This is a genomic window from Salinicola sp. JS01 (genome assembly GCF_030284585.1).
Classification (GTDB): Bacteria; Pseudomonadota; Gammaproteobacteria; order Pseudomonadales; family Halomonadaceae; genus Salinicola.
On sequence record NZ_CP127244.1, the window covers coordinates 2,918,420 to 2,942,047 of the forward strand.

The 23,628-nt window shown below is 62.2% G+C and carries 23 protein-coding genes; 4 read left to right on the plus strand and 19 right to left on the minus strand.

Going from position 1 to position 23,628, the window contains the following annotated elements; genetic code table 11:
* Positions 1–9: 9 nt before the first annotated feature.
* The 3 genes from QO259_RS13385 to QO259_RS13395 form a co-directional block, all read right to left on the minus strand.
* Positions 10–222, minus strand: coding sequence for an SEC-C metal-binding domain-containing protein (locus QO259_RS13385; protein WP_285950329.1), 213 nt, complete (start codon positions 220–222; stop codon positions 10–12).
* 68 nt (positions 223–290) lie between these two features.
* Complete coding sequence (locus QO259_RS13390) at positions 291–584, minus strand: cupin domain-containing protein (protein ID WP_035474190.1); 294 nt, start codon at positions 582–584, stop codon at positions 291–293.
* Positions 585–692: 108 nt separating this feature from the next.
* On the minus strand, positions 693–1,847 hold the full coding sequence (locus QO259_RS13395; RefSeq protein ID WP_285950330.1) for a glycerophosphodiester phosphodiesterase: 1,155 nt from the start codon (positions 1,845–1,847) through the stop codon (positions 693–695).
* Between the two features lie 351 nt (positions 1,848–2,198).
* Between QO259_RS13395 and QO259_RS13400 the strand changes: the two genes are divergently transcribed.
* The gene (locus QO259_RS13400; RefSeq protein WP_285950331.1) at positions 2,199–3,614 is read left to right on the plus strand and encodes a DEAD/DEAH box helicase; all 1,416 of its coding nucleotides are present in this window, start codon (positions 2,199–2,201) and stop codon (positions 3,612–3,614) included.
* Positions 3,615–3,758: 144 nt separating this feature from the next.
* Here QO259_RS13400 and QO259_RS13405 read toward each other — a convergent pair whose 3' ends face one another.
* The 9 genes from QO259_RS13405 to QO259_RS13445 all read right to left on the minus strand — a co-directional run bounded on the left by QO259_RS13405 (position 3,759) and on the right by QO259_RS13445 (position 13,888).
* Positions 3,759–4,394 (minus strand): TPM domain-containing protein, encoded by a 636-nt coding sequence (locus QO259_RS13405; protein WP_285950332.1) that lies wholly within the window; start codon positions 4,392–4,394, stop codon positions 3,759–3,761.
* Between the two features lie 18 nt (positions 4,395–4,412).
* The gene (locus QO259_RS13410; protein WP_285950333.1) at positions 4,413–5,180 is read right to left on the minus strand and encodes a TPM domain-containing protein; all 768 of its coding nucleotides are present in this window, start codon (positions 5,178–5,180) and stop codon (positions 4,413–4,415) included.
* A gap of 52 nt (positions 5,181–5,232) precedes the next feature.
* Positions 5,233–5,856: a LemA family protein gene (locus tag QO259_RS13415; protein WP_035470087.1), complete on the minus strand. Its 624-nt coding sequence runs from the start codon at positions 5,854–5,856 to the stop codon at positions 5,233–5,235.
* A 91-nt stretch (positions 5,857–5,947) separates the two neighbouring features.
* The gene (locus QO259_RS13420) at positions 5,948–6,424 is read right to left on the minus strand and encodes an HIT family protein (protein ID WP_285950334.1); all 477 of its coding nucleotides are present in this window, start codon (positions 6,422–6,424) and stop codon (positions 5,948–5,950) included.
* A 187-nt stretch (positions 6,425–6,611) separates the two neighbouring features.
* On the minus strand, positions 6,612–6,989 hold the full coding sequence (locus tag QO259_RS13425) for a hypothetical protein (RefSeq protein ID WP_285950335.1): 378 nt from the start codon (positions 6,987–6,989) through the stop codon (positions 6,612–6,614).
* A gap of 76 nt (positions 6,990–7,065) precedes the next feature.
* Positions 7,066–8,193: a hypothetical protein gene (locus tag QO259_RS13430; protein ID WP_285950336.1), complete on the minus strand. Its 1,128-nt coding sequence runs from the start codon at positions 8,191–8,193 to the stop codon at positions 7,066–7,068.
* A gap of 122 nt (positions 8,194–8,315) precedes the next feature.
* On the minus strand, positions 8,316–9,158 hold the full coding sequence (locus tag QO259_RS13435; RefSeq protein ID WP_285950337.1) for a hypothetical protein: 843 nt from the start codon (positions 9,156–9,158) through the stop codon (positions 8,316–8,318).
* Positions 9,159–9,803: 645 nt separating this feature from the next.
* The gene (locus tag QO259_RS13440; RefSeq protein WP_285950338.1) at positions 9,804–12,308 is read right to left on the minus strand and encodes a YbcC family protein; all 2,505 of its coding nucleotides are present in this window, start codon (positions 12,306–12,308) and stop codon (positions 9,804–9,806) included.
* Positions 12,308–13,888, minus strand: a complete 1,581-nt coding sequence (locus QO259_RS13445; RefSeq protein WP_285950339.1) for an NADH-quinone oxidoreductase subunit L — start codon at positions 13,886–13,888, stop codon at positions 12,308–12,310. The genes QO259_RS13440 and QO259_RS13445 overlap by 1 nt, the downstream gene beginning before the upstream one ends.
* Before the next feature lie 100 nt (positions 13,889–13,988).
* Between QO259_RS13445 and QO259_RS13450 the strand changes: the two genes are divergently transcribed.
* A complete protein-coding gene (locus QO259_RS13450; RefSeq protein ID WP_285950340.1) occupies positions 13,989–14,888 on the plus strand; it encodes a LysR family transcriptional regulator in 900 nt (299 codons plus the stop codon).
* Positions 14,889–15,161: 273 nt separating this feature from the next.
* Here the strand turns inward: QO259_RS13450 and QO259_RS13455 are convergent, their stop codons facing one another.
* The 4 genes from QO259_RS13455 to QO259_RS13470 form a co-directional block, all read right to left on the minus strand.
* A complete protein-coding gene (locus QO259_RS13455) occupies positions 15,162–15,452 on the minus strand; it encodes an antibiotic biosynthesis monooxygenase (protein ID WP_233076541.1) in 291 nt (96 codons plus the stop codon).
* A gap of 92 nt (positions 15,453–15,544) precedes the next feature.
* Positions 15,545–16,162: a hypothetical protein gene (locus QO259_RS13460; protein WP_207032521.1), complete on the minus strand. Its 618-nt coding sequence runs from the start codon at positions 16,160–16,162 to the stop codon at positions 15,545–15,547.
* Between the two features lie 255 nt (positions 16,163–16,417).
* Positions 16,418–17,320 (minus strand): mechanosensitive ion channel family protein, encoded by a 903-nt coding sequence (locus tag QO259_RS13465; RefSeq protein WP_285950341.1) that lies wholly within the window; start codon positions 17,318–17,320, stop codon positions 16,418–16,420.
* Between the two features lie 90 nt (positions 17,321–17,410).
* Positions 17,411–17,953, minus strand: coding sequence for a DinB family protein (locus QO259_RS13470; RefSeq protein WP_285950342.1), 543 nt, complete (start codon positions 17,951–17,953; stop codon positions 17,411–17,413).
* 284 nt (positions 17,954–18,237) lie between these two features.
* On the opposite strand from QO259_RS13470, the gene QO259_RS13475 reads away from it, so the two are divergent.
* Complete coding sequence (locus tag QO259_RS13475; protein WP_285950343.1) at positions 18,238–19,080, plus strand: transporter substrate-binding domain-containing protein; 843 nt, start codon at positions 18,238–18,240, stop codon at positions 19,078–19,080.
* Positions 19,081–19,200: 120 nt separating this feature from the next.
* On the opposite strand, the gene QO259_RS13480 is transcribed toward QO259_RS13475, so the two are convergent.
* The 3 genes from QO259_RS13480 to dbpA all read right to left on the minus strand — a co-directional run bounded on the left by QO259_RS13480 (position 19,201) and on the right by dbpA (position 22,639).
* On the minus strand, positions 19,201–20,208 hold the full coding sequence (locus QO259_RS13480) for a zinc-dependent alcohol dehydrogenase family protein (RefSeq protein WP_285950344.1): 1,008 nt from the start codon (positions 20,206–20,208) through the stop codon (positions 19,201–19,203).
* Between the two features lie 114 nt (positions 20,209–20,322).
* Positions 20,323–21,180, minus strand: coding sequence for a PA4780 family RIO1-like protein kinase (locus tag QO259_RS13485; RefSeq protein WP_207032535.1), 858 nt, complete (start codon positions 21,178–21,180; stop codon positions 20,323–20,325).
* Between the two features lie 43 nt (positions 21,181–21,223).
* The gene (gene dbpA / locus QO259_RS13490) at positions 21,224–22,639 is read right to left on the minus strand and encodes an ATP-dependent RNA helicase DbpA (protein ID WP_285950345.1); all 1,416 of its coding nucleotides are present in this window, start codon (positions 22,637–22,639) and stop codon (positions 21,224–21,226) included.
* Positions 22,640–22,884: 245 nt separating this feature from the next.
* Here dbpA and QO259_RS13495 point away from each other — a divergent pair, with 245 nt between their 5' ends.
* Positions 22,885–23,613, plus strand: a complete 729-nt coding sequence (locus QO259_RS13495) for a YebC/PmpR family DNA-binding transcriptional regulator (RefSeq protein WP_207032537.1) — start codon at positions 22,885–22,887, stop codon at positions 23,611–23,613.
* The last annotated feature ends 15 nt before the right edge of the window (positions 23,614–23,628 follow it).

Genomic DNA, 23,628 nt, shown 5'->3' on the forward strand with positions numbered 1-23,628 from the left:
CTCGGAACTTCAAGCGGCGTGGCACTTCTTGAACTTCTTCCCACTACCGCACGGGCAGGGGTCGTTACGCCCGACATCCTTGAGCGCATTGCGCACCGGCGCCTGGGGCGTGTGGTGGTGATGCTGACAGTGCGGGCCGTGAACGTGGCCATCGGCGGCGTGGTCATGTTCATGGGCGTGATCGTGGCCACAACCGGGGCCGTGGACGTGGGGCTGGGTCATACCGAGTACTCGTGAGGGGGAGAAAGGCGACGATTATCTCCCAAGCCCTCCTCTCCCGCCACGCCATCTCAGGCCTTGAGTTCGATCTCGACGAACACGAACTCCTCGTCGTTGGGGTTGATCACATTGTGCTCGACGCCGCGCTCGCGGTAGTAGGAGACGCCGCTCTCCAGCGTCGAGAAGGTGTGGCCGTCCAGCGTCTCGAGGTCGAGCTTGCCGGTGCTCTGGGGTACCACCACGTAGTCACAGTCGTGCACGTGCCAGCCGGTCTCGGCGCCGGGGGCGAAACGCCACTCGGTGACACGCACGCGGGCATTGTCGATCTGGACGCTGGACTGGGCCTGGGGGCGGTCGGTAAACATATGACGAACCTCATGAAAAACGAGTACCGGGCACGGTGGCGTGCCCGGCAAGATAATGTAAAGACTCGGCGCTCTCCTCGTCGGACAGCGCCTGGGGGGTTATGAATCCTAGAACCCTTCGCGGGTCAGAATCGCCCCCTGATCCCCTACCGGACGGCCGAGAAACTCGAGCAGCGCCGCGGGGCGATTGGTGAAGAAGCCATCGACGCCGTTGTCGCGATAGCGGGCGAAATCCGCCGGCTCGTCGACGGTGTAGGCGTGGACCAGCAGGCCGTCGTCATGCGCCAGACTGACCATCCACGGCGCCGCCAGCTCCATGTAGCTGAACTGACTGCTGAAGGCCCCGTCATGATCGTGCTGCACGGTGGAGGGCCCGACGCCGATGGCGCCGTGTGCCTTGGCGACATCGAGCCACGCCTGGTAGGCCGCCGGCGAGGCCACCTGCTGGCGCGCGTAGTAGTCGGCGTCGCTCTCGTGCTCGCCCTGAGGGTCGCTTGGCGCGGCGTCGATACCGCCCTCGCCCAGCCACAGCAGCAGTACCCGCGGCACCTGGGGCATGGTCTCTTCCAGCGCCGCGAGGCTGGCCTTGGAGAAGGTCTGCAGGATGACCCGCGCCTTGCCGTCGGCCACCTTGACCGCGCCATCGCCGGCCGGAGCCCAGGCGCCGGCGCCCTCCCCCAGCCAGCCGCGCGCCGTGAGCTTGTCGCGCAGATCGCGCTCGATCCCGGGGAACTGCTCCGGCACCTTGGTCTCGATGTAGAGCCCGGGATGGTTGGCGCCGCCTTCGGCGATATCGATCACCTCGTCGAGGGTCAGGATCTTGAGCCCGGCATAGGCGTCGCGGGCCCGTTCGGGGTAGCGCGCATTGAACCAGCTACCGGCATCGAGCTGCTTGAGCTCGGCCAGGGTGAAGGCGGAGATTGGCGCATCGGCGCGCTCGGGGAAGACCTCGGCGACGTTGGTGTTACGCCCCAGGGTGTTGTCGTGAAAGGCCACCAGCTGGCCATCGCGGGTGCGCTGCAGGTCGAGTTCGAGATAATCCGCGCCCAGATCGCGGGCCAGCAGATAGGCCGGCCGGGTCGACTCGGGGGCCTGATAGGAAGCGCCACGGTGCGCGATCACCGCATTGCAGGGCACCGGCACCTTGGCGCACAGCGTCGCACCCGGCGTGGCGGATTGGGCCATGGCGAGCGGCGCCATGCTCGCGCCCAGACTCAAGCTCAGCGCGCCCAGGGCCAGGGCGGATCTCCAGTGAATCGACATATCCTGTTCTCCTTGTTTGATACCTTTGCGCCACGCACAGTGCGCATACGACAGATCCTCTTGCCGACAGATCCTCTCGTCGTAGCCCTCCAGTGTAGCGCTTCACCACGGCCGCGTTCGCGACGAAGCGTGACCAGGATAGCGGCGAAGCATGACCGGGATAGCGGTGGACGCAGACATACGTTAAGCTGCCGGCCATCGCCATGACCTGTCTGGCCGTCGTCACGCGAAGCGGATAACTCTGACGACCCATCTGATCGGCGCCCCACCGGCGCACCTGCCAGCACTGGCTTTTCCCCGGCAGCGCGTAGCCGCTTCGCTACGCCATCCGCCGCGACTAGAGATTACCGAATGTCTTTTGATTCACTGGGCCTGAGCGCCCCGTTGCTGAAAGCCGTGGCCGAAGAAGGCTACGACACCCCCTCCCCGATTCAGGCCCAGGCCATCCCTGCCGTACTCGACGGCCGTGACGTGATGGCCGCGGCGCAGACCGGCACCGGCAAGACCGCCGGCTTCACCCTGCCGATTCTGCAGCGTCTTTCCCAAGCCCAGCGCCCCAACGGCCGCCCGGTGCGTGCGCTGATCCTGACCCCGACCCGCGAACTGGCGGCCCAGGTCGGCGAAAGCGTCGAGACCTATGGCAAGCACCTGCCGCTGACCAGCGCCGTGGTCTTCGGCGGGGTCAAGATCAACCCGCAGATCGCCAAGCTGAAGTCCGGCGTGGACATCCTTGTCGCCACCCCCGGGCGTCTGCTCGACCTGCACCAGCAGAAGGCGGTGTCGTTCGAAGCGCTCGAAGTCCTGGTGCTCGACGAAGCCGACCGCATGCTCGACATGGGCTTCATCCATGATATCCGCCGCATCCTCAAGGTGCTGCCGGCGAAGCGCCAGAACCTGCTGTTCTCGGCCACCTTCTCCCAGGATATCCGCAACCTGGCCAAGAGCATCGTCAACGACCCGGTGGAGGTCTCGGTGACCCCGCGCAACACCGCGGCAGCCACGGTGACCCAGTGGGTGCATCCGGTCGACAAGAGCCGCAAGCCGGCGCTGCTGTCGCACCTGATCGAGACCCACCAGTGGCAGCAGGTGCTGGTCTTCACCCGTACCAAGCACGGCGCCAACCGCCTGACCAAGTATCTCGAAGGCCAGGGCATCGAAGCCGCGGCGATCCACGGCAACAAGAGCCAGAACGCGCGCACCAAGGCACTGGCCGACTTCAAGAACGGTGATGTCCGCGCGCTGGTGGCGACCGATATCGCCGCCCGCGGTCTGGATATCGACCAGCTGCCGCAGGTGGTCAACTTCGAGCTGCCCAACGTGCCGGAGGACTACGTCCACCGTATCGGGCGTACCGGACGCGCCGGGGCCAGCGGCCAGGCGGTCTCGCTGGTGAGCCTGGACGAGAAGAAGGAGCTGGCCGGCATCGAGCGGCTGATCAGCCAGCGTCTGGAGAGCCAGACGGTCAGCGGCTTCGAGCCGACGCCGGGCGGCGGCCCCAAGGTCGACGAAAACGAAGGTCGCCCGGCGCGTCCGCCGCGTCGTCAGGGCGGCAACCGTAACGGTTCCGGGGCGCAGCGCAGCGGCGGTCAGCGCAGTGCCAACAACCCGCGCCAGAACGGCGAGCCGCGCGGCAACGACAACCGTGGCAACGACAATCGTAGCGGCGAGAACCGTGGCAACGAGTCGACCGCACCGCGGCGTCGCCGCTCGCGGGGCGGCCGGGGTCGCGGCAGCGGCAATGGCGGCGCGGCCAGCGGCAACCGCTGAGCCCTACGCTAGGACGCTAAACCCTAGACGCTAAACCACAGACGCCACCGCACTTGCGGTGGCGTCTGCGTTTCAGGCCCGGTATGGAGGTATGAAAGTAGGGATGAGCGGATCGCGAGCGCCAGGTAACGGCGGCTCGCCCACTCACTCCAGCACGATCAACCGATTGGGCAGCTCGTTGCGCTCATGGGTTGCCGGCAGGTGAACCTTGAGACGCTCACCGCAGGCCTCGATACAGTCGAGGAAGCCCGCCAGCGTGCGCCCGCCCTGCACCTGCGCGGTGAAGCGCGCGACGATCTGCCCCCACTCGCCGTCGTCGAGCCGCTGGGAGATGCCGTGGTCGACCAGGATCTCCACGTAACGCTCCGCCTCCGAGACGAAGATCAGCATGCCGGTGCCGGCCTCGGTACGGTGCAGGTTCTGCTCCAGGAACTGCCGCCGGGCCAGATTGGCCGCGCGCCAGAAGCGCACCCGGCGCGGGATCAGCCGGGTCAGCAGCGGCGGCCAGCGAAACGCCAGCGCCAGCAGGCTGAACAGCAGCCACTGCACCAGCAGCAGCGACCAGGCGCCGAAGCCAGCGATCAGCCCCAGCCAGCTGGCCACCACCGCCAGCGCCCCCGGCACCAGCAGCGCCGCCAGCCCGGCCCACAGCAGCGGAATATAGGTGTAGTCATCCGCCTGGCGCGCCAGCACGGTGACGATCTCGGCGTCGGTATCGCGTTCGATGCGGGTGATCGCCTCGCCTACCTGCTGCCGCTCACGTTCATTGAGTAGCGTCATCTGCCATCGCCTCGCTCGTTACCAGCCACCGGAGGCGCCACCGCCCCCGAACCCGCCACCACCACCACTGAAGCCACCGCCGCCGCCGCCAAAGCCGCCGCCGAAGCCACCACTCAGGCCGCCGCCCAGCAGCACGCCGCCCATGGCGCCACGCCGACGCCGCCGGCGACTCCCCCCACCGCCTCCGCCGCCACGCACGATCAGCATGACGATGAAGAACAGCAGCCCGAACCAGATCCCGGCGCCGCCCAGGTGGTGCGACTCGTCACGCTGGGGCTTGGGCGTGCTGGCGCGGGCTCCCGGGTCGCCGCCCAGGGTCTGGATGATCGCCCGGCTGGCATCGACGATGCCGGCGGCGAACTGGCCCTGCTTGAACGCCGGTAGCAGCACTTGGTTGATGATCCGCGAGGACTGGGCATCGGTCAGCCGGCCCTCGAGCCCGTAGCCGACCTCGATACGCGCCTTGCGCTCGGCCATCGCCACGATTAGTAGCGCGCCGTTGTCCTCGCCCTTCTGGCCGATGCCCCAGTGGCGCCCCAGCTGATAGCCGTACTGCTCGATGGTTTCGCCCTGGAGATCGGGCAGCGTGACCACCACCACCTGCTCGCCGGTGGCCTCTTCATGTGCCTTCAGCATCGCATCGAGCTGGCTCGTGGTACCGGCATCGAGCAGCTTGGCGTTGTCCACCACGCGCCCGGTGAGCTCGGGGAAATCCGGCGCTGCCACCGCGACCGCGGCGAACAGCGCCAGCCAGACGGCGAGTGTCAGCGAGATCGCGTGTCGCATGGGCGCGCTCCTGTGGCAGTGAAAAAGGCGGGCTCGAACGTCCACCGGCACCTCAGAACTTGACCTGGGGTGCCTGGTCGGCATTCGGGCTGGTCGCCTCGAAGGTCTCGCGGATCGGCATGTCGCTGTAGAGCAGGCTGTGCCAGATCTTGCCCGGGAAGGTGCGAATCTCGGTGTTGTAGGCCTGCACCGCCTGGATGAAGTCACGCCGCGCCACGGCGATGCGATTCTCGGTCCCTTCCAGCTGCGACTGCAGGGCCAGGAAGTTCTGGTTGGACTTGAGTTCGGGATAGCGCTCGGAGACCGCCATCAACCGGCTCAGCGCCCCGGTCAGCTGACTCTGAGCCTGCTCGAAGCGCTTGAGCGTCTGCGGGTCGTTGAGGGTATCGGCATCGACCTGGATCGAGGTCGCCTTGGCGCGCGCCTCGGTCACCGCGGTCAGCGTCTCCTTCTCCTGCTGGGCGTAGCCCTTCACCGTCTCGACCAGATTGGGGATCAGATCCGCCCGGCGCTGGTACTGGTTCTCCACCTGGGCCCAGGCCGACTTCACCTTCTCGTCCAGGGTCGGGATGTTATTGACGCCACAGCCCGACAGGGCCAGCACCAGACACAAAAGCGCCAGCCAGCGCCACGAGTAGGCCACGGCAAAACGACGGGGATCAGCAGGATGGGACATGAGACACGCTCTCGCAGACAGGTCAGGAAAGGATCAGGGATAAGGAGGCACTACCGTACCCGCGGCGGCGGACGCTGTACATCTCGCCAACTCATTCCCCCTGATCGCCGCTGTCAGCCTCACGAATAAACGCAGCAAGCCGGGCCAGCTCGGCATCATCGGCACGCTGGTAGTCGTGAGAAGAGAGATACCCTTCGTAGCGCTCGAAATACTTGTCCACCCGCGATTCGATCGGCTGGAAGCCCGCATCGTCGCCGGTACCGTGCATGGGAAACAGCTTGGCGTGGAGATGATCGACGCCGTAGCCCTCGAAGAACATGCCGCAGCGGGCCACGCCCGCCAGCGCCCGATCCAGCCGCCTGGCCACCTGCTTGGTCGCCACAATCAGCTCACGCAGCACCGCGTCTTCCTGTTCGAAGGCATAGCTACCGTGATGCGCCTTGGGGATCACCACGCTGAAGTCACGGGTATTGGGGAATATGGAGAGAAAAGCGAGATGCCGCTCATCCTCCCATATCCGGTGACAGGGCGCCCGCCCGGCCACCATGTCACAAAAGAGGCAGCTCATAAGGGTTTAGTCCTTTCATCTCAGTGTGAACGCACCAACCTCTGGCGATGAGGGAGAAGATGGGCCGTGGCACCTTGGGAGCAGACGCCCGGTGGCCAAGCGCGAAGTCATAAAGTTTGGTTAAGGAACAGGCTTTAGCGCGTCCCAGCGAGTGCAGCGAACGGTTTGAACCACTAGTTAGATTTCACTACTCGTCCAGTTCCCACTGCGTTGTATCATCAACAGGTTGTGGCATGCGCCCTTCGAGCCATTTGGCAATAGCGCCGGGTTTGAAATCTTTGTCTGAGCACTCAATTACCCAAGATAAAAAATCTCTTGGACCACCATTCAAGTACGGCGGTGGCGAAACAGGTTTAAATACCGTAGGGAGACGCTCATTCAACGACAAGTAATTCAATATATGACCTAACTCTTGCACGACTTGCCAAGAATATGGATTATCAATATCGATAGTAAACTTAACCCACCATTGACCGTCTGACGAGTATCCGTGACTAAGCGGAGGCGAGATACCCGGAATCTTCTGCAGGAACACTTCAAGGCTTTTAAATGCACGATTATCCATAATGAGACCTAACGCCCGGCGTAACGGGCCAATTTGTGGAGCTCACCGGAAAAAACAGGTTCCGTTGACGCATTTGTTAGACGGACGCAAAGGCATAAGCAGCTTGTAGCTCCCGTTCGGCACCCTCTACCGTCAATGGTCCAGCAGACCTTTCCTCAAGGATATCTTTTATACACCCCCAACACTGATCTATGTCAGTTAAATCTGTGTCGGTAAAAGTGACGGTTATTATGCCGTACTTTTCAAAATAAGCGTTGCGCTTGTCTGCTTCTTTACTCCATTTCGCTGAAAGCTCTTCGTTGAGTGTCTTTTGAGTTTTTTTAGCACTCCCTGCAATCGACATATGCGAAGAAGCCGGGCTTATTTCAAAGCCGACCATTCTCATGGTGTATGGGTTAAGTACTGAAAAGTCCAAGCGATAAAGGTGCTTGATCTCTTTACCTGCGTACCTAAGCTCCGGGATTAACAAAGGCACAGCGCCTGGAGAGTCGCTTTCTCTGATATAGTCCAGGTATCGCATTGAAATCGCTTGCTCATACTCAGAATTAGAAACGCGAGCCAATACCGTTTGGTAAAAGGTCAGGAACGCCTGAACGTCTGGAAACGTCACAGGCTCTTCACTTTCTGGCGCTATCAAGCCAGTCTCCAAAACATGTTCTACGGTCCAGTATGCATAATTTTCACGTCGCATCTGACTCTTATCATTTGTCCATTCGCCAAAACGATGTGCCGGTGAGATCAAAAGCCCCCAGACCAGCTTCCCCGAACCAAACCAGACTTGCCAAAGGTTTTGGTCGGGCTTTGCTCTAACTCGTGCTTCAAAATTACGGTAGAAATTTCTCTCTAAGAATCGATGAATGTAATCATGGAGAAGCTCGTCCTGAAGCATCTCTGGAATTATTTCTTCTGTCCGCTTGCGATCCCCAAAATGGCGACGACGGGCGATATCCGCTTTCCGCTCAATCACTTGTTGTGTTAGCCCATTAAGCCATCGAGCGATAAAGTCTTCTGGAGAGTGAAACTGCATCCGAACACTGTCGACAAAAGTATTATTATTTCTGCCAATGTGAGCATGCATTTGATGAACGTTCGATTCGCGACCAACGATCTGGGAAAAGCGAACCAACGCCTCGTCGCGCATATCTTCAAGCCGCGAAGAAAGCTCTTCTTCTTTCTTTTGAATATCTTTAGTTAGCGTCGTCATATTCTCAGCGATTAAACTTCGTCCAACGCCCACCATAACAGGCGACTTGGAGCGTTGTGTTTTGTGCTATGGTTTCAGCACGAAAAAAGCAACGCAAAAATTGTCCGAATCAATGGCACTTGTCAGGCATTTTTTCCTATTGACTTTCTTTCCACTATTCTCTGCCAGTGGTAGAACTCAAAATCATCATCATCTAACTGGTCTGGGATTTTAAATTTGTAACTGGACATATAAACTGGATCAATACCTTCCGCAGGAATTGGCTCCTGACCATTTGGAGAGCTTATATAAGGAGCTAAAATAAACTCCTTTCCCGGCGGATTACTATCTAGAAACATACCAAGTGCAAACCCATTCGTGGTTTCGAACCCTTTGCATAAAACTTGCTGGACAATTAACGGAAAGTGCTCTTTGCCGTGCTTCTCTGCTTTATATTCATCTTCAATATTCTTGGTTGTGAATTTTAATGACTCTCTTTCAGGATCACAGTAAATGAAAACGTAGTACATATCCTCATCCACAACAAAACTTAACCTTAAGTCTCCTTGTTCCTTATCCTCTCGGCCTGTCCAACTATGTAGAACGCTAAAATATTTCTCTGCATATTCCTGTGTTTTTAGCCATATACCGATAATTTTTGTACTTTTTGGATCTTGCGGATGGCCTACAGAAACCACAACAGTGGCAACCCATTGATCCGGTTCATAATCCACAATCATATCGCTAATGTGCACAGAGGAATAATAAAAGAGGGTTCGCTCCAAAAACCAATCGACTAAAAATAGGACAACAGCTATAGCCAAACCAACATACCACTCAAACGTAAAGATACTTAGAAGAACACCTACACCGGCAAACACCCGAATCATCCACTTAACGATATTTTCGTGTTTTTCGCTCAGGTATAAACGCGGCAAGCCACCTTGCATATCAAAGCGCTTTTTTCCCCACTTATATTTCCCCATGCTCATCCTTAATGCCTAACAGTAATTATACAGCGCGCTCGCTTAGTGACTTGAACGCGCTAGCACGCTCAACAACATCATCGAGCACACCATTTTTTACCTAACCCATTGATAAAACTGTTTTTTCACAACAGCTCGGCTACCTATGCCGAATTCGCGCGCTTGCGCATCTTGTCAGAGCCAATGAAGCTGTATAGAAACACAGCAACTCGGGCATCAACGTATGGATGCGCAGAGCAGACCACCCAAGCTGATGGATCGTGTGAAAGCCATCATGCAGGTAAAACGCTACAGCCCGCGCACCGAGAGAATTTAATGCCTGACCACGCTACCGCCCCTACCTAGGCATGGGTGATGGCGGCTTGCCATTCATGCAGTAGTGCTAGCATTCAGCTAAGAGACAATCTCACCTGGCCATGTCATCGGGCTTTAACAACAAGATTATTCACTCATCATGACAGATGCAAAACGTTGTGTGTCGCAATAGACGCATCATTTGCCGCTTTGAAATTCAGCCCGCGAGCACTGCACCACGCAAGCGGATGCCGGCTCAGTGAAAACATCCCGAAAAGAGAAAAGCCCCGAGCCAGTGTTCTGGCCCGGGGCTTTTTATGATGCGGCGAGTTTTTCAGCCGACGCTTACCTTTAGCTACTGACCCACTGCCCTCCACGGTAAGCGAGTACTTCGCCGCTATGATCATCCAGCGCGAACAGATGCAGCCAGCCGTTGTGCGTCAGCGAGGTCAGCGCCTCGTGGCGCGCGACGATCTCGGCGATTGCCTCCGGGGGCGCGGCGAGGTAGGCGCTCAGGCGCAGCGGTTCGTGACGCCAGCGCTCGCCGTCATGCAGCGACTGCAGCGGCAGACCGATACGTAGATCGCCGCCGTTGCCTTCGAACACGCCGATATGCCCGCCGACCACGTTGTGCAACACCTTGTTGCCACTGCCGAACTTGCGGTTATCGGTGACCGAGGCGTTGTACTGCATGTTGATCCAGTGGGCGACCACCAGCGGTGCGGTCATGATCGCCTCCAGCCGGGCGAAGTCGCTATCCGTGCGCCAGTCGTAGTCGTGCAGGAAGCTGCGCCCGGCGAGATCGAGAAGCGCGGTGCAGCGCCGCGGGGCGGCGATGAAGCTGGCGTTGTTGGCCAGCCCCCACTCCGGGCGGGTCTGCGACCAGTCGGCACCACGGCGGTCCAGGGTCTGCTCGAGTTCGGGGGTATCGGCCGTGAGGCCGAGCTGCGGGGCGCGCTCGCGCCGGGCCTGCTCGCCGGCCCGTTGGAGCCAGGTGCGCATCTCTTCACCCAGCACGTGGGCGTCCGTCTCGGCCTCCAGCAGTTCGAGCCGGTCGGTGATGGTGTGATGCAGCGCCGGTACGAAGCGCGTCTCTTGGGGGATGACCAGTCCATCTTCGGCCAGCGCCTCGCGCAGCGCGGGGTCGTTGAGCAGCCGCGCCAGGGCGCGGACCGAGACTTCCCCGGACTGGCCGCCGCAGGCGCCGCACTCGAGCCCCGCGGCATGCGGGTTGTTGCTACTGTGGCTGCCGTGCCCCACCAGCAGTACCCGCGAGGCGATGTGCTCGGTCAGCCCCATGCCCACCAACACGCTGCGGGCAAGCGCGACCTTGTCGGCCAGGCTCAGCGCCTCACCGCTGCCGCGCCAGTGCCAGCTCAGCGTATCCATAGCGAGCGGCTGGCGCCGGGACTTGGCTTCGAGCGAGCGGCGCAGCAGCTTGCCGGCATAGAGCAGCCCGCCCGCCTCCACCGCGGTGAAGCTAGCACTCGCCGTGCGGCTCCACTCCTGCAGGCGCGCCTGCCAGTTCAGCCGTTGCGCGGTGTGTGTCGTTCCCGTGTTCGGTTCGCTCTTGAGCATCACCTGCGGTGCCAGCAACCCCGGCAGGTGCGGCTGAGCCAGCGCGGTGCCGCCCTGCTGGTGCGCCAGCGGCAGCCCGAAGAAGCCGGCGAAGCCCAGCGTCTGGATCGCCGGGCTCTGGCGCTCCAGCGCCCGGCGCATCGGCTCGGAGCGCACATCGATGCAGAACACCGCCTGTAGCCGCGGCGTCTGCGTATTGCCTGAAGCGACACCCGCAGCCTGCCGCAGCGCATGATGCAGCGGCTGCTGGTAGGCGATTTCGCTGGCGAGCTGCCACACCCATAGCGGCTGCTGGGCACGCTGGTGGCGCTCGATGCGCGTCGGCAGCTCCACCAGCTCGGCGTGCCACAGCCGATTCAGGCGCTCGGCCTGCTCCGGCTGCTCCGCCCCGATATAGCGCCACAGCACCAGCTCCCAGGCCAGGCGGATCGCCAGCAGGCTGCGCATGTCCGAAGGCGGGCGCTCGCCCTCGCGCTGATGCGCCTCCTGCCCCTCACCGGCGGAGGCATCCAGCCCCTGCTGCCAATCCTGATAGGCGACCCAGCTGGCCCAGCCGTTGATATCGAGCAGCAGCGCCTGGGCGTAGCTCTCGAGATGCCCGGTGGCGACGTCCAGCTCGGCAATGGCTGCCTGGAACAGCCCCTCTTCGCTCTCCGGCAGGGTCTGGAAGTAGCGCCGCAGCCGCGGTTCGCCCATCAGGATGGCGATGCCGCGATCCTCGAGGGTCATCTCGCGCCAGTGCTGGTAGAGCCGTTTGCCGCGGGGCGCGTGCAAGCGTTCGGCGTTGAGCGGCCCGTCCGCCTGATAGTAGGCGGCGCAGAACTGGCTGATTTGATGGGTGATCTCGTCGCGCCAGGCCATCTGGTGCTGACGGTCACGGCGGGCATCGATCAGATCGCTGATGTTGTGCCAGTGGGGCAGCCGGCTCAGCTCGTCGACCACCGCCAGTAGATTGCGGTAGGCGCCGTGGTAGTCGAGCCGTGCGGCGGCCTCACTCAGGTGCGCCTCGGTGATCTCGCCGCGCTGCCACGCCGCCAGATAGTGGCTCGGCGGCATCAGGCCGTGAACATTGCCCAGCGCCGAAAGGCGCGCCGAGACCGTGGCGGCGTCTTCCCCGCGCTGGGTCCAGTAGGGGCTCACTGCGATCAGCCGATCCAGCGGCCAGCTCGGGGCGATGCGTGCGCAGGCGCGATCCAGCGCCGCGATCTGGGGCTCGATGAGCGGCATGGCGTCGCTCGCGTCGGCCAGCCGTGCGGTTCGAGAGGTATCGAGACTCATCATTGGAAACTCCCGCGAGAGACAGTGTGATGCTGCTTGGCCTGAATCCGGCCGGGCAGCGCGTGGGGCCAGAGCTTGAGGGTGTTACGGGTGACCCATTCGTCGAGGTAGAAGCCGGCGTAGCAGTAGCGGTTGAGCGTCTGCGAGGCGCGGTAGTGCAGCCCATGGCGCTGCAGCCAGTAGCCGGCGAAGAGCAGCACGAACAGCACGCTCACCCACAGATCCGCCCAGGGAGAGACACTGTGCCCGGTGGCGGGCAGCAGCGTGACGAACAGCATCTTGAGGCCGACATAGGCGAGCACCACCAGCACGGCCAGGCCGAGGAAGCTGCCGGGGGCGCCCGCGCTACGCTCACTGCGGCGCTCGGCCAGCATCACGCTCAGAGCCAAAGTGACCAGCACCCAGGGGCTGTAGGCGGCGAAGGCCGGCGAATCGCTGAGGCTGCGTGCCAGCACCACCACCGTGCTCACCAGCGCGGCGCTGATCAGAAAGGCGGCGAGCCACTGGCCCGGCGAGGGGCTGCGGGCCGGGGCCTGGCGGCGTAGCAGATCCTCCGCCACCGCCTCGCCGGAGCTAAGGAAGGCGTAGGCCTTGTAGCAGGAGTGAGCGAGCAGGTGCAGCAGCGCCAGTTCGGTCAGCCCGAGGGCGATCTCGACCAGCATCAGGCCCATCTGGGCGCTGGTCGACCAGGCCAGGCGCACCTTGACGCTGACGCGGGTCATCATCACCAGTGCCGCCAGCACGCTGCTGACACCGGCCACCGCCAGCACCAGCGCCTGGGCCGGCGCCGACTGCAGCAGCAGCGGCGAGAACAGCAGCAGTAGATAGCCACCCAGGTTGATCACCCCGCCGTGCAGCGTCGCCGAGACAGGGGTCGGCGCCTCCACCACCTGGATCAGCCAGCCGTGCAGCGGTAGCTGGGCGCACTTGATCAGCGCCGCCAGCCCGATCAAGCAGGCCGCGGCCTGATCGGCGAGGGTCAGGGCGTGGCCGGGTACGGCATAGGCGGCGGTGATGACGCTGATCCGCGCGCTATCGTGTTCCAGGTAGAGGATGAGGAAAGCAACTGCGGCGCAGAGCTCGGCGGCGCGGGCGAAGAGGAACTTCTTGTGCGCTGCCAGGGCGGCACGCGGGCGGTCCGGGTAGAACATCAGCAGCTGGTGCATGGCCAGGCTGATGCCCAGCCAGGCGAACAGGAACAGCAGCAGATGATCGCTGAGCACCGCCACGCTGACCGCGGCGAAGAGCGCCTGGACGAGCGTGACGAAGCGCCGCTGGCGCGGCTCACCCTGCAGGTAGGTGGCGCTGTAGCGCACCACCACGAAGGAGATGAAGTTGGCCAGCGCCAGCATGCACAGTTGCAGCATGCCACTCTGCCACCAGCCGGCGAGTGCCGGCAGGCCGTGCACCAACCCCAGCACCAGCAGCGCTGCTGCCAGCAGCACGCTGACGCTGGTGGTGACCTGGCCGATGCGCCAGGCCCGCGCGGTGGCGCCGCGGGCGCTGACCACGGCCCCCAGCGCCAGGACGAGCGGCACCAGGGTAAGCAGGATGATGAAAAATGGCTCGTTGCCGTGCATGAGAGGGCTCCGCTGATCCGTGGAGCGTGCAGTATCCGGCGAAGCGATTTTTAATTAAAATAGATATTAATTGACCGATGGTTCTACAAAAGAGAACGAAATGAGCCGGCTCAACTATCATCACCTCTACTACTTCTGGCGCGTGGCCCGCGACGGCAAGCTGACCCAGGTGGCGGACTCGCTGCACCTCTCCCAGAGCGCTCTCTCGGCGCAGATCCGCAAGCTGGAAGAACGGATGGACAAGCCGCTGTTCGAACGCCGCAACCGCGCCCTGGTGCTGACCGAGGCGGGCCGCCGGGTGTTCAACTACGCGGAGGCGATCTTCACCAAGGGCGAGGAGCTGGAGTCGCTGATCAGCCGCGGTATCGAGCCCGAGTACCAGCGCCTGCGCATCGGCACGCTCTCCACCATGTCGCGTAACTTCATCGAGAGCTTCGTCGCCCCTCTGCTCCATCAGCCCGAGCAGCGGGTGCACTTCAGCCTGCACGCCCGCGGCATGGCCGACCTGCTGGATGGCCTGGCCCGTCACGAACTCGACGTGGTGCTCACCAACACCCAGCTACCGTCTTCGCATTCGCAGGCCGCCGCCTGGCAGAGCCAGCTACTGGCACGCCAACCGCTCTCGATCATCGGCCCGCCCGGCACCGCCCCGGGCACACCCTTCCCCACCGGCTTCGAAGACAGCCGCTGGATACTGCCCGGCGAACACCACGAGATCCGCCGTGCCTTCGACGGCCACTGCAGCCTCTACCAGTACCGGCCGAAGATCCTCGCCGAAGCCGACGACATGGCGATGCTACGCCTGCTGGCCCGCGACAGCGGCGCGCTGAGCGTGCTGCCGGAGGTGGTAGTCAAGGACGAACTACAGCAGGGGCGGCTAGCACGCCTGGAACAGCTCCCCAACGTGTTCGAGAACTTCTACGCCATCACCCTGCCGCGGGAGTTCATGCCGGGGGTGGTCTCGGAGCTGCTGGCCCGGCCACTGGGAGATATGGCGTAGACCATGTCGGAAAAATAGCGCCGGGTTCCCGTGAAGAACCAATAAAAAGCCCCGAGTCAGAGGTCTGACTCAGGGCTGGTTATGATGTGCAAGAGCAGCTGTGGTCATTGAATACAGGCGAACCCGACCGGCAGGCACCAGCAAAGATAGATAGGCACTTGCGGGGCCTTTCTGCCACCGTCGAGGTGCAGCCGCACCAGGTAACGTCAATTCGATGAGGAGCGTGGACCGCGGCGGAATTTACGCGTCTTGTCAAAAAACGCTCGCCCGCCTCTACCCAATCGACACCTGATGCTCGATGACCTCGTAGTGCTGTACCGAAAGATCAGGCTCAAGTTCATAAACTTTATCTTCCGGGTACAAGCGCGCCTGGGAAATATCGGCACCCGCAAATGCCTCTATTGACTTCAGGTCGTCCCAGTAAGTAATGAGAGTGAGCTCGACTTTCCCTACATGAGAGCGGCGAAAAATCTGAGCACCACAAAAGCCCGGCGTTGCGGATGAATCCTTGATGCCCGTTTCGTAAAGGTAGCTCGTGAACCCTTCACTGTGGATCTCGGGCACTCGACATTTCCATTCTCTAGCAATCATTCAGACCACACTCCACATACGTTACAGAATTAAGATTAGCGAAGACGCCCTAGCAAATACAGCAATCACCCACCCGCAGCATTAAACCAAAGATACTTATCAAACACTCTTTCCAAAAACCACCGCTGCCTTATCACCCCCTCTAATTCATCATAATTTTCTTCTGCAACCAAAGAGTATTGCTTGACATCAATTAGACCTTCGCATGCCTCTCGAACCCTTTCCTCATGCCTATCAAAAGCTAACAACCACTTCTCGCAGTAGGTATCGTAGCTAGCGCCGTGAGGAACCTTGTATTTATTAGCTCGCAACCAAGCAACTGCCCTGCCATCGAAAATAATTATGGGTGATTTAAATCGAAGCCAAAGAAGCTTTGAGGCGGCGGAAATGGCAGTCTTTCCGTATTTTTCTCGAAAACTTGCGGCAAGAGCTCGCACAGTTTCACAGGCGTCATTCGCGCTAATGGGCCTCTTCACGTCCAGCACCAAAGCCTCAGCCGTGGCTAGACGCTTTTCATTTTTTAAGCCAGAGAAGTTCCTCGTGACTTTGTAGTACTTCGCAGCCTCATGAAAAGCCTCGAGGCTATCATCCTTATCGGAGCCACCGATGCGTTCAGAAAACGGCTTGTCCCACCAGTACCAGTCATTTAGATACATCAGAGCAAAATAGTTAAAATTCTCCAAAATCAACCCCTTAGGCAGCCTAACATGGCGCAAAAAGCGACTCCAAGACGTCGACATCACTCGAAGAACCACTCTTTGAGGTAAGCGACCCGTGTAGCAGAAAGCTTGCATTCAACTTCAATCAACCCGGAGGGCTCTATAACCTCCTTGACTTCACTACTAACACTCATGCACCGACAAGAGAAAGCCGACCTTGTTTCTCAGAAAAACGGCTAAAACCCTGGTCATTGTCTGGAAAATTTCGACATATTCCACTTAGCGACCACGCCTTTCATCCGAGTCGTCGATGGTCGTTTGGAGCCGCGCCCCCTCAGCGAACGAGATAGTTCGCTGGGGAAAGGGAATCTCGATGCCCGCCTCATCGAACCGGCGTTTCACATTGGCATAGCTGTCGCATTGCAATACGAAGCCATTGGCAGAACCATCCGCCCAGGCCCACGCTCTGAGCGTGATGGAGGAATCACCCAGCGCCGTGACTCGCACCGGAACGATCGGAGCCTCATCTCGTATTTGCTCTGCTGTGCGCGGGTCAATGACCAGCGGATGCTTGACGATCGCGTCTTGCATGATCGCCATGGCTTGTTCCAGGTTCGATGAGTAGCCGACCCCTACCTCGATGATCTTGCAGATTTTACTGTCAGTGTGATTGGCGTTGACCACTACCTCACTGCTGATCTGTGAATTCGGGATGATGATACGGTTGTTCTCGGCATCTCGGAGGATGGTTTCTCGCAGGGTGATGTCTTCGACCGTACCGGTGTAGTTACCGGAGACCGTGATTCGGTCGCCGATCCGGAACGGGCGGAAGAACACGATCATGAAACCGCTGACGATATTCCCCAGGACTTGCTGTGAGGCCAGACCGCCGACCAGCGTCAGAATACCCGCCCCCGTCAGCAGCGAGTGACCCACGATATCGAGTTCGGGGATACGCGTCAGGCATGCGCCAATGCCGACGCCATAGATCACGACAGAGATGAGACGCTTGGCGAAGTTGAGCGCGGTCTTGTCGACGGAGGCCGTGGCCAACTTGGACGACTCCACCCGATTGATGATCGCCATCAGGACCCAGTTCACCAGGGCCGAAATGAACAGAATGGTGACGAGTATGGCCAAAAGCCGAAAGTCCGAAGGGACGCTATCGAATACTGACTTCATCTAGAAGGCCCCAATCCATCAAAATATACAGCGGCGCGGCAATATTGGTGCCGTGCAGCCAGGGAAACATCGCCCAACCGACGCGGCGGGTCATACATGAGCTTCATCCGGAATCAGCGCCAGCAGATCGGTGACACCAATATCCTTGCCGGCCTGTGACAACAAGGTAGATGCCTGGCCGCGATGGTGGGTTTGATGATTGAAAAAATGAAGAATCAGGCTCGAATACCGCCTGTGGAAAGTCACCCCTTTGCTATTGCGATAGGTGAGGATGATATCCAGATCCTCGTCAGACAAGCCGGCTATCCAACCGATGATTTTCTGATCCAGCCAAACCCTGCGCTCAGCCAGACGCTCGAGGTCGTCAAAGACAATCTGATCCAGGCCGGTCGGCTGTGGCAGATCAACCACCTCGCGTAACGAGATCGAGCAGGCGGGATGTTCAGCAAACCGCTTGAGCCAGAGGATGTCAGCAACGACGAGATGATTCAGCGTTCCCAGAAGGGAGCCGAAAAAGGCCCTACGATCCTTGGCGAGATCAGCGGCAGAGAGACGCCCCGCAGCCTCATAAATCTTCTCGTTCATCCACTGATTGTAGGTAGCCATCAGCCCAAAATGATCTTTCAGCTTCATCGCGGATTCTTCTCAAATAGAATCGATGGGGATGAGAGCACCGACGGCTAGGAGAACACCGGTCGTGCCGTGGCACGTCACTACGCCCCGCGGCGCCGGCCCATGGCCTTCGGGTGTGGCCTTTCTCTGACAGTAGCCAAGCGCCTCGTCGAGAACAACGGCCCGCGCCTATCTTCCCATCACGGGCGGCTTGCGGCACGCTGTCCGGGTGGGGCGCATGCCGCCCCGCGCCAACAACAATCGCATCGCACCGATAACAACCGCACAACTTCAAGGATCTCTCCGTGACACCACGCTTCTTCGCCTCTCGCGGCATGGCCTGTCTGGCGCTCTCCGCCGTGGCGCTGTTCACCGCGCAGCTATTCACCGCTCCCACCGCCAGCGCCGCCACCCAGACCGAAGCCGGGCAGCACGTGCGCATCGCCGTCGACGTGCCCTATCCGCCGTTCGAGTATCGTAACGCCGCCGGTGAGCTGGAAGGCTTCGAGATCGACCTCGGCAATATCCTGTGTCAGCGCGCCAAGCTCGACTGCGAGTGGGTGGTCCAGGGCTGGGATGGCATCATCCCCGGCCTGCTGGCGCGCAAGTACGATGCCATCATGTCGTCGATGCGCATCACCCCGGCGCGGGAGCGTCAGGTGCGCTTTACTCGCCCCTATGCGATGTCGCCCAAGGTGTGGGTGGCGCGCCGCGGCGCGACGATCGATCTCGACGACCCCGCCTCGTTGAAGGGGCTGAGCGTGGGCGTCCAGCGCGGGACCACCCAGGATAGCTACATCACCCAGCGTTACGGCGACGTGCTCAATGTTCAGCGCTATGCCACCGCCGCCGATGTGGCCCTGGACCTGGAAGCACAGCGGCTCGACCTGGCCTTCCTCAACTATCCGGTGGCGCTGGATGCGCTGGAACTCGGCAAGCCGGACAGCCAGTTCGTGCAGGTGGGCCCGCGTATCGATCGGCCGGAGTCGATCTTCGGCCGCGGCAACGCCATCGCGGTACGCCCAAGGGACGAAGCCCTGGCAGCGGCCTTCGACCAGGCGCTGGATAGCGTCTATGCCGATGGGACTTTCCTGAAGTTGATGCACCAGTACTTCGATTACGACCTGCGCCCGCCCTCACGCAAGTGAGGCAAACAGCGCTGAGCGCCGGCCCCTCGCCAATACGCGGGGCTACAACGACAACGCCGCCGGAGGAGGCCTCCGGCGGCGTTATCGTTAGGTGGCGGACTAGCACCTATCGGGGAACACTCAGAATTCGAGGCAAATCTTGCCAAAGTGCTTGCCCGACTCCTGATGACGGAAGGCATCCGCGATCTCGCCGAGGCCGAAGCTGTGGTCGATGATCGGCTTGAGACCGTTGACCTCGAGGGCGCGGATCATCTCGATCTGATCGCGGCGGCTGCCGACGATCAGCCCCTGCAGCTTGGCCTGCTTGGCCATCAGCTTGGCGGTGGGCACTTCGCCACCGCGCCCGGTGAGCACACCGATCAGCGCGATATGGCCAGCGATCGCCACGGCATCGATCGACTGTGGCAGGGTGCCGGGGCCACCGACCTCGATGACATGGTCGACCCCACGCCCGTCGGTCAGGGCCTGGACCCGCTTGCCCCATTCGGGCTCGTCGCGGTAGTTGATGGTGTGATCGGCGCCCAGCTCGCGCAGCCGTTCGAGCTTGGCATCGGACGACGAGGTGGCGATCACCTGCGCCCCCATCGCCTTGGCCATCTGCAGGGCGAAGATCGAGACGCCGCCACTGCCCAGGGTGAGCACGCTGTCCCCCGGCTTGAGGCCGCCATCGACCACCAGGGCGCGCCAGGCGGTGAGCCCGGCAGTGGTCAGGGTGGCGGCTTCGGCGTGGCTGTAGCCGGCCGGGGCCAGGGTGAACCAGTGGGCGGGGCGCACTACCTGCTCGCGGGCGTAGCCGTCGACGCCGTCGCCGGGCACGGTCTTGAAGTCGGCGACCCGCGCCGGCCCTTCCAGCCAGTGGGGGAAGAAGGTCGAGACCACGTGATCGCCGACCGCGAACTCGTCGACACCTTCGCCGACTGCTTCGACCACGCCGGCACCATCGGACATGGGAATACGCCCATCCTCGGCCGGCGAGCCGCCGCTGGCGACAATGTAGTCATGGAAGTTGAGCGAACTGGCGTGGATGCGCACGCGGATCTCGCCCGGCCCGGGAGCACCGGGGGCGTCGCTGGTAGCGAGAGAGAGCTTGTCGAGCCCGCCGGGGGCAGCCAGATGAACGACCTGCATACAATCAGCCTCCTGAAGTCATGAACATGAGGTAACGAACATGGGGTGGTGGACGTAGCGTGATGACCCCATGACGATGTGCCCCCAGTGTAGACACCTCACCCTGCTCCCGCCTCACCAGTCGTCGGCGTCTTCCTGCTGGCGGGCGTCGCGCTCGGCGGCCTCCTCGCGGGCGGCATCGATCACGCGCATCACGTCGCTGACATCGACCCGCGTGGCGTCCGGGGTGTAGCGCCCGGTCAGCACGCTCTCCGGGTGCAGCTCGCCGGCCTCGTAAGCGGCCCAGATCTCCTTGCCGTAATCGGTGGCGAGCAGCTCCGGGGCGAAGCGGCCGAAGTAGTGGCGCAGGTTGTCGACGTCGCGCACCAGCATCCAGGGCGCGTTGTTGTTGCCGGCGGCATCCACCGCCTGGGGCAGATCGATGATCACCGGCCCCTCGGCGCCGACCAGGATATTGAATTCCGACAGATCGCCGTGGACCAGCCCGGCGCAGAGCATGCGCACCACCTCGCCGATCAGGCGCTGGTGATAGTCGAGTGCCTGCTCGGGGGTGAGTTCGACATCATCCAGCCGCGGGGCGACATCGCCGTCGGCATCGGCGATGCGCTCCATCAGCAGCACGCCATCGACGAAGCCGTGGGGTTGGGGCACGCGCACCCCGGCATCGGCCAGGCGGTAGAGCGCATCGACCTCGGCATTGAGCCAGGCCGACTCCTGCTCGCGCTGACCGTAGCGAGTCTTCTTGGACATCGCCCGGGCGCGGCGGCTGTTGCGCACCTTGCGCCCCTCCTGATAGGTCACCGCCTGCTTGAAGCTGCGGCTCTTGGCCTCCTTGAAGACCTTGGCACAGCGCAGTTCGTCGCCACAGCGCACGACAAACACCTGGGCCTCCTTGCCGCTCATGAGCTGGCTGACGACCTCGTCGATCAGGCCATCCTCCACCAGCGGCTGCAATCGCTTGGGTATCTTCATGCGGCCTCGCTCTCAGCGCTTTCCACTGTGTTGTCGACCATCATCACCGACCACCGGCATCGACCACCAGACGAGCACGGCAGCGCCGCCCTTTCAACTTGCCGGCGTTCAACACCGCCAGGGCCTGGCGCGCGATCTCCCGCTCCACCGCGACGAAGGCGGCACGATCGGTCACCTTGATCTTGCCGACCCGGCCGCCCTCGATGCCTTCGGCGTCGCCGCCGCGGGTCAGGGCACCGAGGATATCGCCGGGGCGGATCTTCTGCTGCTTGCCGGCGTCGATCTCGAGCGTGGCCATGGCCGGCTGGAACGGCGTTTCGTCGCCGCCCGCGGGCAGCGGCTCGAATTCGGGCGGCTCGGCGAGCAGCTCCGCCAGCCGCTCCAGACGATAGGTCTCGCGTTCGCTCACCAGGGTGCAGGCCGTGCCCTGCTCGCCGGCGCGGCCGGTGCGCCCGACCCGGTGCACGTGGGATTCGAGCTCCCGCGCCAGCTGGTAGTTGAATACCGCATCGAGGGCGTCGATATCCAGACCACGCGCCGCCACGTCGGTGGCGACCAGGATCGACAGGCTGCCCTGGGCAAAACGGATCAACAGGCGGTCGCGCTCGCGCTGGTCGCGCTCGCCGTGTAGCGCCTCGGCGCTGAATCCCGCCTGCGCCAGCGCCTGCGCCACGCTCTCGGTCTCCTGGCGGGTATTGCAGAAGACGATGCTCGAGCGTGGCCGATAGTGGCGCAGCAGGCGCATCAGCGCCGGCAGCCGTGCGGCGTCGTCGGCGACCCGGTGGAAGTGCTGGTGGATACTCTCCCGGCCGTGGGTCTCGGGCACGCTCAGGCTGACCGGGTCGCGCAGCATGCGCTCGGCGACCGGGCGCACGGCGTCGGCGTAGGTGGCGCTGAACAGCAGCGTCTGGCGTGAACGTGGCGTGGCCGCGACGATCGTCTCCAGCGCCTCCTGAAAGCCCATGTCGAGCATGCGGTCGGCTTCGTCGAGCACCAGCACGCGCAGCGCACTCAGATCGAGCGTGCCCTTGCGCAGGTGCGCTTCGAGCCGGCCCGGCGTGCCCACCACCACGTGCGCGCCGTGGGCCAGCGAGTTGAGCTGCGGGCCCATCGGCGTCCCACCGCACAGGGTCAGGATCTTGACGTTGGCCAGCTGCCGCGCCAGCCGGCGCAGCTCCTCGGCGACCTGGTCGGCCAGCTCGCGGGTCGGGCAGAGCACCAGCGCCTGCACCTCGAAGCGCGCGACATCGAGCGCCTGGAGCAGGCCGAGTCCGAAGGCAGCGGTCTTGCCGGAGCCGGTGCGCCCCTGGCCGATCACGTCGCGCCCGGCGAGGATCGGCGGCAGCGCCAGCGCCTGAATCGGCGTCATGGTGTGGTAGCCCAGCGAGTCAAGGTTGTGCTTGAGCGCCGGGTTCAGAGCCAGCGTGCTGAAGTCGGTGGAGGTCGCGGTGTCGGACACGAGCGGAATTCCTGTGAAGGTGGCGAATCGCGGCCTTCCCGCCGCGTGTGGCGCCGCGCAATGGCGGTCATCGAAGGGCGGCAGGATACCAGAGACCTCCGCGGCGCGTCGGTATCCCGCTGCGGAACAAGTACTGAAGCGTAAATAAACCTGCAACATCCCCGCCAGGTTGAGTAAAATCGCGGCCATCGTAGACAAGCTGATCTTAGACAACCTGTTCGTAGACAACCTGATAGGTGTGACTGATGGGAAGGGCCTTCCAGAACCGCAAGGAATCCATGGCCAAGACGGCCGCCGCCAAGACCAAGGTGTACAGCAAGTATGGCCGCGAGATTTACGTCTGCGCCAAGTCGGGCGGTACCGACCCCAACGGCAACCTGACCCTGCGCGGCCTGATCGAGAAGGCCAAGAAGGACCAGGTGCCCTCTCACGTCATCGACAAGGCGCTCGACAAGGCCTCCGGGGCCGGTGGCGAGGACTTCTCCACCGCGCGCTACGAAGGGTTCGGCCCGGGCAACTGCATGGTCATCGTCGACTGCCTGACCGACAACCCCAACCGCACCTACGGCGACGTGCGCGGCTGCTTCACCAAGAACAAGGCCAAGATCGGCACCCAGGGCACGGTCAGCCACATGTTCGATCACTGCGCGATCTTCGCCTTTGCCGGCGATGACGAGGAAGCGGTGCTCGAAGCGCTGATGGAAGCCGATGTCGATGTCACCGACATCGAGAGCGAAGCGGGCCGGATCACCGTGTTCGCCCCGCATACCGAGTACGCCAAGGCCAAGCAGGCGCTGCTCGACGCCTTCGGCGAGATCGACTTCGAGGCCGACGAGATCCAGTTCCTGCCGCAGACGACCACACCGCTGGAAGGCGACGACGTCGCCCAGTTCGAGCGTTTCATCGACATGCTCAACGACCTCGACGACGTGCAGAACGTGTATCACAACGCCGAGCTGCCCGAAGACGCCTGAACGGCACGTCTTTAG

What these genes read in the sequence shown, in the direction of transcription:
- QO259_RS13450 (WP_285950340.1), top strand. Translation starts at nt 13,989, where the DNA reads ATGAGCCGGCTCAACTATCATCACCTCTACTACTTCTGGCGCGTGGCC.
- QO259_RS13495 (WP_207032537.1), top strand. Translation starts at nt 22,885, where the DNA reads ATGGGAAGGGCCTTCCAGAACCGCAAGGAATCCATGGCCAAGACGGCC.
- QO259_RS13440 (WP_285950338.1), bottom strand. Translation starts at nt 12,308, where the DNA reads ATGAGTCTCGATACCTCTCGAACCGCACGGCTGGCCGACGCGAGCGAC.
- QO259_RS13400 (WP_285950331.1), top strand. Translation starts at nt 2,199, where the DNA reads ATGTCTTTTGATTCACTGGGCCTGAGCGCCCCGTTGCTGAAAGCCGTG.
- QO259_RS13430 (WP_285950336.1), bottom strand. Translation starts at nt 8,193, where the DNA reads ATGACGACGCTAACTAAAGATATTCAAAAGAAAGAAGAAGAGCTTTCT.
- QO259_RS13435 (WP_285950337.1), bottom strand. Translation starts at nt 9,158, where the DNA reads ATGGGGAAATATAAGTGGGGAAAAAAGCGCTTTGATATGCAAGGTGGC.
- QO259_RS13410 (WP_285950333.1), bottom strand. Translation starts at nt 5,180, where the DNA reads ATGCGACACGCGATCTCGCTGACACTCGCCGTCTGGCTGGCGCTGTTC.
- QO259_RS13390 (WP_035474190.1), bottom strand. Translation starts at nt 584, where the DNA reads ATGTTTACCGACCGCCCCCAGGCCCAGTCCAGCGTCCAGATCGACAAT.
- QO259_RS13470 (WP_285950342.1), bottom strand. Translation starts at nt 17,953, where the DNA reads ATGAAGCTGAAAGATCATTTTGGGCTGATGGCTACCTACAATCAGTGG.
- QO259_RS13395 (WP_285950330.1), bottom strand. Translation starts at nt 1,847, where the DNA reads ATGTCGATTCACTGGAGATCCGCCCTGGCCCTGGGCGCGCTGAGCTTG.
- QO259_RS13465 (WP_285950341.1), bottom strand. Translation starts at nt 17,320, where the DNA reads ATGAAGTCAGTATTCGATAGCGTCCCTTCGGACTTTCGGCTTTTGGCC.
- QO259_RS13425 (WP_285950335.1), bottom strand. Translation starts at nt 6,989, where the DNA reads ATGGATAATCGTGCATTTAAAAGCCTTGAAGTGTTCCTGCAGAAGATT.
- QO259_RS13385 (WP_285950329.1), bottom strand. Translation starts at nt 222, where the DNA reads ATGACCCAGCCCCACGTCCACGGCCCCGGTTGTGGCCACGATCACGCC.
- QO259_RS13445 (WP_285950339.1), bottom strand. Translation starts at nt 13,888, where the DNA reads ATGCACGGCAACGAGCCATTTTTCATCATCCTGCTTACCCTGGTGCCG.
- QO259_RS13485 (WP_207032535.1), bottom strand. Translation starts at nt 21,180, where the DNA reads ATGAAGATACCCAAGCGATTGCAGCCGCTGGTGGAGGATGGCCTGATC.
- QO259_RS13480 (WP_285950344.1), bottom strand. Translation starts at nt 20,208, where the DNA reads ATGCAGGTCGTTCATCTGGCTGCCCCCGGCGGGCTCGACAAGCTCTCT.
- QO259_RS13420 (WP_285950334.1), bottom strand. Translation starts at nt 6,424, where the DNA reads ATGAGCTGCCTCTTTTGTGACATGGTGGCCGGGCGGGCGCCCTGTCAC.
- QO259_RS13415 (WP_035470087.1), bottom strand. Translation starts at nt 5,856, where the DNA reads ATGTCCCATCCTGCTGATCCCCGTCGTTTTGCCGTGGCCTACTCGTGG.
- QO259_RS13405 (WP_285950332.1), bottom strand. Translation starts at nt 4,394, where the DNA reads ATGACGCTACTCAATGAACGTGAGCGGCAGCAGGTAGGCGAGGCGATC.